Origin of the sequence: Vibrio nereis NBRC 15637, from assembly GCF_001591105.1 — a bacterium.
In the GTDB taxonomy this organism is placed as follows: Bacteria; Pseudomonadota; Gammaproteobacteria; order Enterobacterales; family Vibrionaceae; genus Vibrio; species Vibrio nereis.
The window spans coordinates 1-7926 of the sequence record NZ_BCUD01000034.1; the positions used below are offsets into that span (position 1 = coordinate 1).

General features: G+C 39.3%; 8 protein-coding genes. 6 read left to right on the forward strand and 2 right to left on the reverse strand.

Annotated elements, in window-relative coordinates:
• Nucleotides 1-647 precede the first annotated feature (647 nt).
• The gene (locus VNE01S_RS18305; RefSeq protein ID WP_042765268.1) at nucleotides 648-1001 is read left to right on the forward strand and encodes a DUF6404 family protein; all 354 of its coding nucleotides are present in this window, start codon (nucleotides 648-650) and stop codon (nucleotides 999-1001) included.
• Nucleotides 1002-1237: 236 nt separating this feature from the next.
• The gene (locus tag VNE01S_RS18310) at nucleotides 1238-2056 is read left to right on the forward strand and encodes a PDDEXK family nuclease (RefSeq protein ID WP_198387115.1); all 819 of its coding nucleotides are present in this window, start codon (nucleotides 1238-1240) and stop codon (nucleotides 2054-2056) included.
• A 61-nt stretch (nucleotides 2057-2117) separates the two neighbouring features.
• Here VNE01S_RS18310 and VNE01S_RS18315 read toward each other — a convergent pair whose 3' ends face one another.
• Nucleotides 2118-3374, reverse strand: a complete 1257-nt coding sequence (locus VNE01S_RS18315) for a DNA cytosine methyltransferase (protein WP_082331752.1) — start codon at nucleotides 3372-3374, stop codon at nucleotides 2118-2120.
• 318 nt (nucleotides 3375-3692) lie between these two features.
• Between VNE01S_RS18315 and VNE01S_RS18320 the strand changes: the two genes are divergently transcribed.
• Together VNE01S_RS18320 and VNE01S_RS18325 are read left to right on the forward strand one after the other, a co-directional pair.
• On the forward strand, nucleotides 3693-3965 hold the full coding sequence (locus tag VNE01S_RS18320; protein WP_053397274.1) for a hypothetical protein: 273 nt from the start codon (nucleotides 3693-3695) through the stop codon (nucleotides 3963-3965).
• Between the two features lie 152 nt (nucleotides 3966-4117).
• A complete protein-coding gene (locus VNE01S_RS18325; protein WP_156309925.1) occupies nucleotides 4118-4759 on the forward strand; it encodes a suppressor of fused domain protein in 642 nt (213 codons plus the stop codon).
• A gap of 193 nt (nucleotides 4760-4952) precedes the next feature.
• Here VNE01S_RS18325 and VNE01S_RS18330 read toward each other — a convergent pair whose 3' ends face one another.
• The gene (locus VNE01S_RS18330; RefSeq protein ID WP_156309924.1) at nucleotides 4953-5666 is read right to left on the reverse strand and encodes a hypothetical protein; all 714 of its coding nucleotides are present in this window, start codon (nucleotides 5664-5666) and stop codon (nucleotides 4953-4955) included.
• Nucleotides 5667-6395: 729 nt separating this feature from the next.
• Between VNE01S_RS18330 and VNE01S_RS18335 the strand changes: the two genes are divergently transcribed.
• A complete protein-coding gene (locus VNE01S_RS18335; protein ID WP_053397271.1) occupies nucleotides 6396-6854 on the forward strand; it encodes a GNAT family N-acetyltransferase in 459 nt (152 codons plus the stop codon).
• Nucleotides 6855-7000: 146 nt separating this feature from the next.
• Nucleotides 7001-7855 carry a hypothetical protein gene (locus VNE01S_RS18340; RefSeq protein WP_053397270.1) on the forward strand — a complete coding sequence of 285 codons (855 nt, stop codon included), beginning with the start codon at nucleotides 7001-7003 and terminating at the stop codon, nucleotides 7853-7855.
• Nucleotides 7856-7926 lie beyond the last annotated feature (71 nt).

Sequence of the window (7926 nt, forward strand, 5' to 3'; positions counted from 1 at the left end):
CGATTGTACTTTAGAACAGCAACATAACAAAGCGTTCAAGAGGGACAGTCAACGCGTGGCGAGTTTGGCTCAAATCTTGGTATTTGTGTTTAAGGTGGTAAATTGAAGTTTGGTGGTAGCGCGTTGCTGCCCCTTAACGCGGCGTTAGGCTAACCGGTTGAAATTAGAATTACACCCTCATTTCAAAGAAAATCGAGAACCGTAGGTTTGCTTGAAAAATAAGCGAAAGTAATATTGGTATGAAGTGCCACCGAATCATTAATTCTGCGGGAAATAAATGAATATATTACTGTGTATAGCTACCGTGGTTCTGTCTAAAGTTATAGGGTCTCAAATGGGGTTCACCTATAATTTATTTTCCGATCCATTCAGCTTGAAACTAGCTCTTATCGACTTTTCGCTGTTTGTAGTTGTTGGTATCACACTGCATTTTGTTTACGAAAAGGGCAGGAACTTAATCAAGGGCCGTGGGCAAAATTAGCCTAACAAGCAATTTAAGAGGGATTCACAACGCTCGGCATTTTTGCTTCTACTTCGAATTTAGTGGTTACGGTGCAATGTTTTAGGTTTGGGTGGTAGCGTTGTTCACCCCTTAATTGGGCGTTAGGTTTCTCCGCGGGAAACATCGAATTCGAGGATTTTAGATCATGGATTATGAAGCGAAGCTACGACTTGCTCACAAAGAGTTAAATGATAAAGGCGTTTGGAAGTCGAACTACAATCCACCAATTGTAAAGTGGTTACGTAAACTTGGAATGTGTTTTCCGCCACCTTATTACCAAAGTTATTTTGCAAACGTGATGCTTTGTGTGACTTTCTTTGCTCCTGTATGGGGGATCTTTCAATGGTTTTTCGTGTGGAACGAGCTAGGTAAACCAGTTTTAGAAGCCGTTTTCATCTCGTTACTTGCTGGCACTTTGTTTGGCTTTATTATGGCAACCTTCTACTACATTAGACGTAAGCAATTAAATCTAACAGATTGGGGGTCATTGGGAGAATAAGCCCAAAACCTAACAAGTTGTTCAAGAGTGATTCGGCACGCGTGGCATTTTTACTATGCGTCGGTTTTAGCGGTTAAGGTGGTATGCTGAGGCTTTGGTATTGCGTGCCTCACACCTTAACAAGGCGTTAGCAGGTATAATTCGTGACTACCGCTTCAAAAAAAAGTCATTCAAGTATTAAATTAGTATGAAACTTATAGTTTTGAGTTAGAATTCATGCTTTTAGAGAAATAAGCATGAAAAAGGAAGACGTAAAGCTTGAAGTAAAGAAGTGGACAAACTGGTGGATAGAGCAGAGACAGAAGAAGCTTACAGAATTGATGTCTGACACAATGTCTATAAACCCGTTCATGATGCCATTTCTTTTCGAGTACCATTCTCTACAGAATTTCGATGAAGTTGTCGAAATGATTATCTCCAAACATTTAATGACAGGGCATGATACTGGGTTTGGTAAGTTAATTGATGAGAAAATTCTACCGAACGTTTTTGGTGCTCAAAAGTTAGATAAAAAATTCAGAGAACAAAATCCACCGTATAACCAATCTTGCTTTGATGAGATCGATCATATCGTTAAACGTGAGAACGGTGATGTAGAACTGCTGTCACTAAAAGCAGGGAAATGGACTATTCAGCTAACAATGGCAGTCCAGTTAAACCATTCTTTTAACGACATACTTTCGCACCATTCTGATAAATTCGACAGTATCGTGGTGGGAGTTTTTTATGGTCAAAACTCGGATCTTACAGATAAGTATAGGATTTTAAGAGGAATCAACACTGGAGCAAACCACGATGTTGTTGATCTTACTGAACATGTTCAAGTTTATGCTGGACATGAATTTTGGGCATGGCTTAATGATGGTGAGAGCGACACGCAGTATTGGGTGATTGAAGCTATTGAGGAAGCAGTGATCGAAGCTGATATCAAGCAAACCAACAAGAAACTAATCGATGAGTTTAAACTTCATGTTGTTGATAAATATAATAAAACCGTATTGGATGAGAATGGTGATGCAGATTGGAAAAAACTATTAAAGATGATTAATGGTTAAAAAAACAGAATGAAGAGGAGCAAGGCTCCTCTTCATTCTATCTAGATCAACTCAGTTTGAGTTAAGAAAACAACTCACCTTGCTCGGATGATTTACTTTCTTCTGCTTGATAGTATGAGGTGTCACCATTAAAAGCTTTACCATTCTTAAAGAAAGTTCTCGTTCTAATATGAGGTCTGATATGTTCTTCAGTCCTAGAAGGGTGTGTAAACTCAGGCGGCACGCTTTGCTCTATTTTTTCAAGTATTCTCTTCGCTGTTTCCGCTGCAACTTTACCTAAGCGTATAGGTACTGCGTTTCCAATCTGTCGGAATTTTTGAGTTGTAGTACCTTGAAAGTCCCAGTTAAGAGGAAACTCCTGAATTGCTGCTGCTTCACCGACACTAATAGCTCTAAGTTCTTTAGGGTGGCACATGCTTGTTCCTGCATGGTTCGGCATGGTCACTACAGTCGGAGATGGGAAGGCGTAAGATAACTTTCTCCAGTATGCACTACGACCACCTTTTAGGTACCAACTTTTACCCATAGACTCCTTCTGAATGTCTTCTGGCATACTTCTCCAGTTTCCACCTTCAGGGACTAGCGCTAAATACTTAAGTTTTCTTGGTGAAAAGTTCATTACCTCAGGGCAAGGGTCGATAAAATTGCTTCCAGGGCCGATGGCATCACCGAGGGTTTTAAATGGAGGTAAGTTGTCTTCAGGGCGATTACTAAAAGTGGGTTGAGGAAAGTCTGCTTTATGACCGTACCTGTTACCGATTAGGATTACACGCTCACGTATCTGAGGTGCGCCGTAGTTTGCTGAATTAACAACGAAGCAATCTACGTGATAGCCTATTTCATTGAAATCATTGATAACTTTGTTCAATAAAGAGCCTTTCTCAAGATAGCTTGGATCAATGTCACTTTCTTTAGTTTTCTTTGAGTTTGGAACAATAGACATAGACATCAATCCTCTAACGTTCTCCATAATAAACACTTTAGGTTTGAGTTCTTCTACCAATCTTAAGTATTCAAAAATCAATTGCCCTCTAGCGTCTTCTATACCTAAACGGTTACCAAAGACACTGAAAGCTTGGCACGGAGGACCACCAGCGAGTAGGTCGATTTCATCAATACCTGTGATGTTTTTAACTTCATCCCCAGATACTTCTGCGACACTTTTTTCAATCACGGGTAGGTTTGGGCGATTTTTCTTAATGGTCTTAATAGCTGCTTTGTCTATCTCTACGCACACAGCAGCTTCAAAACCAGCTTGTTCAATGCCTAGGTCTAGCCCCATTGCTCCACTGAATAGTGATACGAAATTTCTTGTCATGTCGATTGCTAACTCTTAAATTTTAGTACTAAGACGATAGACTAATGCTGTTTTTTTATACAGTAGTAACTAACGTAATCGAGAACTATACCACAAAAATGTCAGTCACTATATACCAGCTAACAAAGCATTTAAGAGTGATTCGCAACGCTTGGCAGTTTCGCTTCGCTCAAGTATAGCCAAGCGTCGCTCACACCTTAATGCGGCGTTATATTTATCGGAGGTTTTTTAAAATACTGTACAAATTTTCTGTTGTGCAAGCAGAAAAAACAATATAAAACTGCGGTAATACTAACTCTAGCTGTAAGGGAATTTAATATGCAATTTGATTTGTTGCCTCACGAAGAGCAGGCGCTTGATTTTTATGAAGAGCAGATAAAAGAAACACAAGAGCCCGAGTTAAAAAAACAGCTTTTACAGTATTACTTCGATTATCTTTCTAGTCTCCACACTATTGAGAAAGAGTACAGAAATACTATGGTAAAGCATGAGCAAGAAATGGAAAGCAAAGATCTCGAATACCGTGCATTGAGAGCAGATCGTCGCCGAAATCGTCCATCTCGTGAGCCTAGTGAGAGTGATGTTGAGTAGCATTTAGGGCTAAATATAACAAACGCTTCAAGACGGATTCGCAACGCGTGGCATTTCTACTGTGCGTTGATTTTAGTGATTAAGGTGGTATGCAGCGGTATCGGTATTGCGTTGCTCACCACTTAAGCGGGCGTTAGGTAACAAGGATGATTATGACAAAACATATAGATTTAGAAGCGATATCTGATCATATTAGTAAAAATATAGGGTCAATACATCAAATATTCCATGAGATAGTTTCGGATGATCTCCATATAGATATTTGCCATGTTAAGTCGTCGCTTTTTAGACGGTACGAAGTATTAGTGACAATGGGCATGAGTGCAAAGCCTATGGTGATGCCAGAAGACAGTGATGAGCCCCGATATATGGAGTTAATAATTATTCTCCCTAAAGGGTGGCCATTAGACAAAATGTCTTTTTATGATGAAAATCATTATTGGCCAATTAGATTGCTTAAAGATCTTGCTCGCTACGTTCATCACAATAATATATGGTTTGGTTTTGGCCATACTATTGCAAATTCAGAAAGTGAAAATAGCCTAACTAACTATTCCCCAAATACGGGTTTCTGTGCATGCACGTTGTTACCTTCATTAACGCTGGGAGAATCTTCTTATGTGCTTAGAAAAGAGTCCGATTCAGAAAACACAGCCTTTTTAACGGTAGTGCCAATCTATAAAGGTGAATTAATGTATAAGTTTGAAAATGGTATCGATGCATTGCTAGATTTGTTTGACCAATTCAAGGTTAGCGATCGGGTGGACATCAAGCGCGGTGCAGTAATTACCTAACAAGGCGTTTAAGAGGGACAGTAAACGCGTGGTGAGTTTGGCTCAAATTTTGGTATCTGTGTTTATGGTGGTCAATGGAAGTTTAGTAATATCGCGTTGCTGCCCCTTAACGCGGCGTTATGCTGCTCTTTAATCTGGAAGTTTGCCAAATTGCTACCGGCTATTTGGCAAACTTCCGGTTCAAAGTGCAACTCTACTTAGTCTGCTCTTCGTCCTGCTTCTTTTTTTCTGAGGTGAGTTCAATTAGCCATTTTTGACTGAATTTACGAGCGTTTTCTTGAAAAAATACGTACGAAATAGGAAGTAGAGTTAGTATAAACATTAGTGCACTGAGGGCATCTTGGGAGTTGCCTACCGCGAAATTAAAAATAGAACATACGAATGCAATAGCAATCAGAATCAAACTAATTAGTAACCTCCAATATCGTTTCTCCAATTCAAATGCTTCCGTAAAAATACCATCTTGAAAATTCACGGAATAGTCACAAGATTTGTACTTTTCAATGATCTCTTCACCATTATCGTGACTAAGAATAAAGTTTATTAAGCTAACTGGAGCTTTAACGCCATATACTTTATTGAAAAGCCGTTGCTTTCTTAATGGCTTATCTTCGCTATACAACTCTTCAAAATCACAATGTGGAGAGGCTTCTTTCTTGACATATAAAAATACTCCAGCAGCAATGAGCATAATTCCTACGATATTAGGTATTATCGGACTGCTGTCTACGGAGTTCGCCTGAATAGTAGCATTTTCTAGGTTTATGCTAGCCAAAAATGCCCATTGTGCCGCATTGGCCGCAATTAATAGCAATGTGCCCGCACTAATTAAGGCTTTATCGGCCCTATATTTTGGAAAGAATAAGCGCAAAATGCGCTCAATAAAGCTAAGATCGATATTGTTCATAAATAGAATCATGGTTTGATTAGGTGTGAGCTGGATTATTCATATTATTCATGACTTTACAACTGATTGATGTGGTGTGATGGAGGTTTGTACAGCATAACAATCTGTTTAAGAGTGATTCGCAACGCGTGGCATTTTTACTATGCGTTGAGTTTAGTGTTTAAGGTGATTGCGGCGGCATCAGTATTGCGTTGCTCACACCTTAACAGGGCGTTATAACTACCGTCAGGTTTGAACTCCATCGAATTATCTTCCAAGCTCTTTGCACAGCTCGATCTACATGGCTAACTTGGTATTACATTGAGACTCGGTGAGAATGCATATGTTTAAATGTCCAAATTGTAGTGCCCCCATTTCGATTGGTGCCAAGTTAACTATAAACCTTGATAAGAACATAATATGTAAGAATTGTTCACAAGAACTAAAACCAGTGAGGCTGTTCATATATATGGTGATCTTTATCGCCCCTACAGTTATGTCTTTACTGGTAAACTATGGGGAGCTCAATTATTTGGCGGCAGCAGGGAGTACATTTGCGGTTTGCTTCTTTTTATTAGCATGTCAACCATTGAGGAAAATGTAGTTATAACAAAGCATTTAAGACGGATTCCCAACGCTTGGTATTTTCGGTTTGAATTAACTTTAGTGTTTACGGCACAATGATTTAGGTTGGGTAGCAGGCGTTGCTCACCACTTAATGCGGCGTTATGTGCTTTAGTGGAAATGAATATGGAAATCACAATCAGACGTATCGAAACAGAAAGCATTGAGGACAAAAGTATATTCGAGACTCTGTTCAAAGAGTATTTATCTGGATCCTCAGTTGAACTAGATCTCTCAGTAATTGCTCAGCTATTTGCGTTGCCTTATTTCCACGGATTTATCAGTTTTTTCGACAATAAGCCTGCTGGTTTTGCGGTTTGCTTTGAATCGTTCTCAACTTATCGTGCCCAAAGAGTAATGAATATCCATGATTTTATGGTGTCGGACAACTTTCGTGGTAAAGGTGTTGGCAAGGCGCAACTGAACGGTATCGAACAGTATTGTCGTGATAATGATTACCTCAAAATCACACTAGAGGTCGGTGATGATAATGTTGCAGCTAAAAAGCTCTATAGTTCATTGGACTACGAAGATTACAGAGTGGTTTTGACAGGGCAGCAACATTGGCAAAAGTACCTCAATTAGCACGCACATAACAAACTGTTCAAGAGGGATTCGCAACGCGTGGCATTTTCACTATGCGTTGGTTTTAGTGTTTAAGGTGGTATGCGGCGGCTTTGGTATTGCGTTGCTCACCCCTTAACAGGGCGTTATGTTCAAAGGAGAAAAATTTGAGTCTATTTATGGATATTAGCTTTGGGTGTAGATGCTCTCATCATATAGAAGCGACTGTATATGTTCCTGATCCTGATTTCATGGCAGAAAAATCTCGTGATAGTACCAGTGAACATTGGGAAGAAATTGAGTGTGAGAAGTGCGGTGATATGTATGAGGCTTACATAACTAACTCATTCTCATATGCTGAATGTAGCATTGATAATGGTGAAATCGATGTAAATTATTCAGTCCCTTATTATCCTGATTTAGGTGAAGACGATCTCGATTGGTTTATTGAAAGTTCCAAACAGTTTTCTGTATTCGAACGCCAAATAGAGAACGTAAAAGGTCTTCTTGAAGCGGAAGTTTCCGAAGAACAAGCTTTTAGCTTGCATGTAATGCTACATGGTCATGTTGTTGCCGCAGTTGAGGCATATCTTGCATCAACGTTTATACATAAGGTCACTAACAATAGTGATTTTATACAAAAGCTAGTAGAAACTGATCCTACGTTTTCACAGCAAAAATTCACTCTTAAAGAAATATTTCAAAAACAAAACCAATTAAAGCAAACAGTAGCGAAGTACTTAAAAGACTTGATATTCCATGACCTTAAGAAAGTTAAGCCCATGTACAAGGAAGTGTTGAGCGTAGATTTTGGTGAAATAAAGTGGTTATTCCAAGCTGTAAGTACAAGGCATCACTGTGTTCATCGTGCTGGTTATGATAAGGATGGGAACCCCTTAGTTATTGGTGCTGAGTCCATCCGAGAGCTAGTTGATAAAAGTTGGAGCTTTATCGTCTTTATCGAAGAAGAGCTAAAAACCTTAGAACAACAGTCAGATTTAGATTTCGACATACCATTTTGAACATAACAAAGCATTTAAGAGTGATTCGCAACGCTTGGCAGTTTCGCTTCGCTCAAGTATAGCCAAGCGCC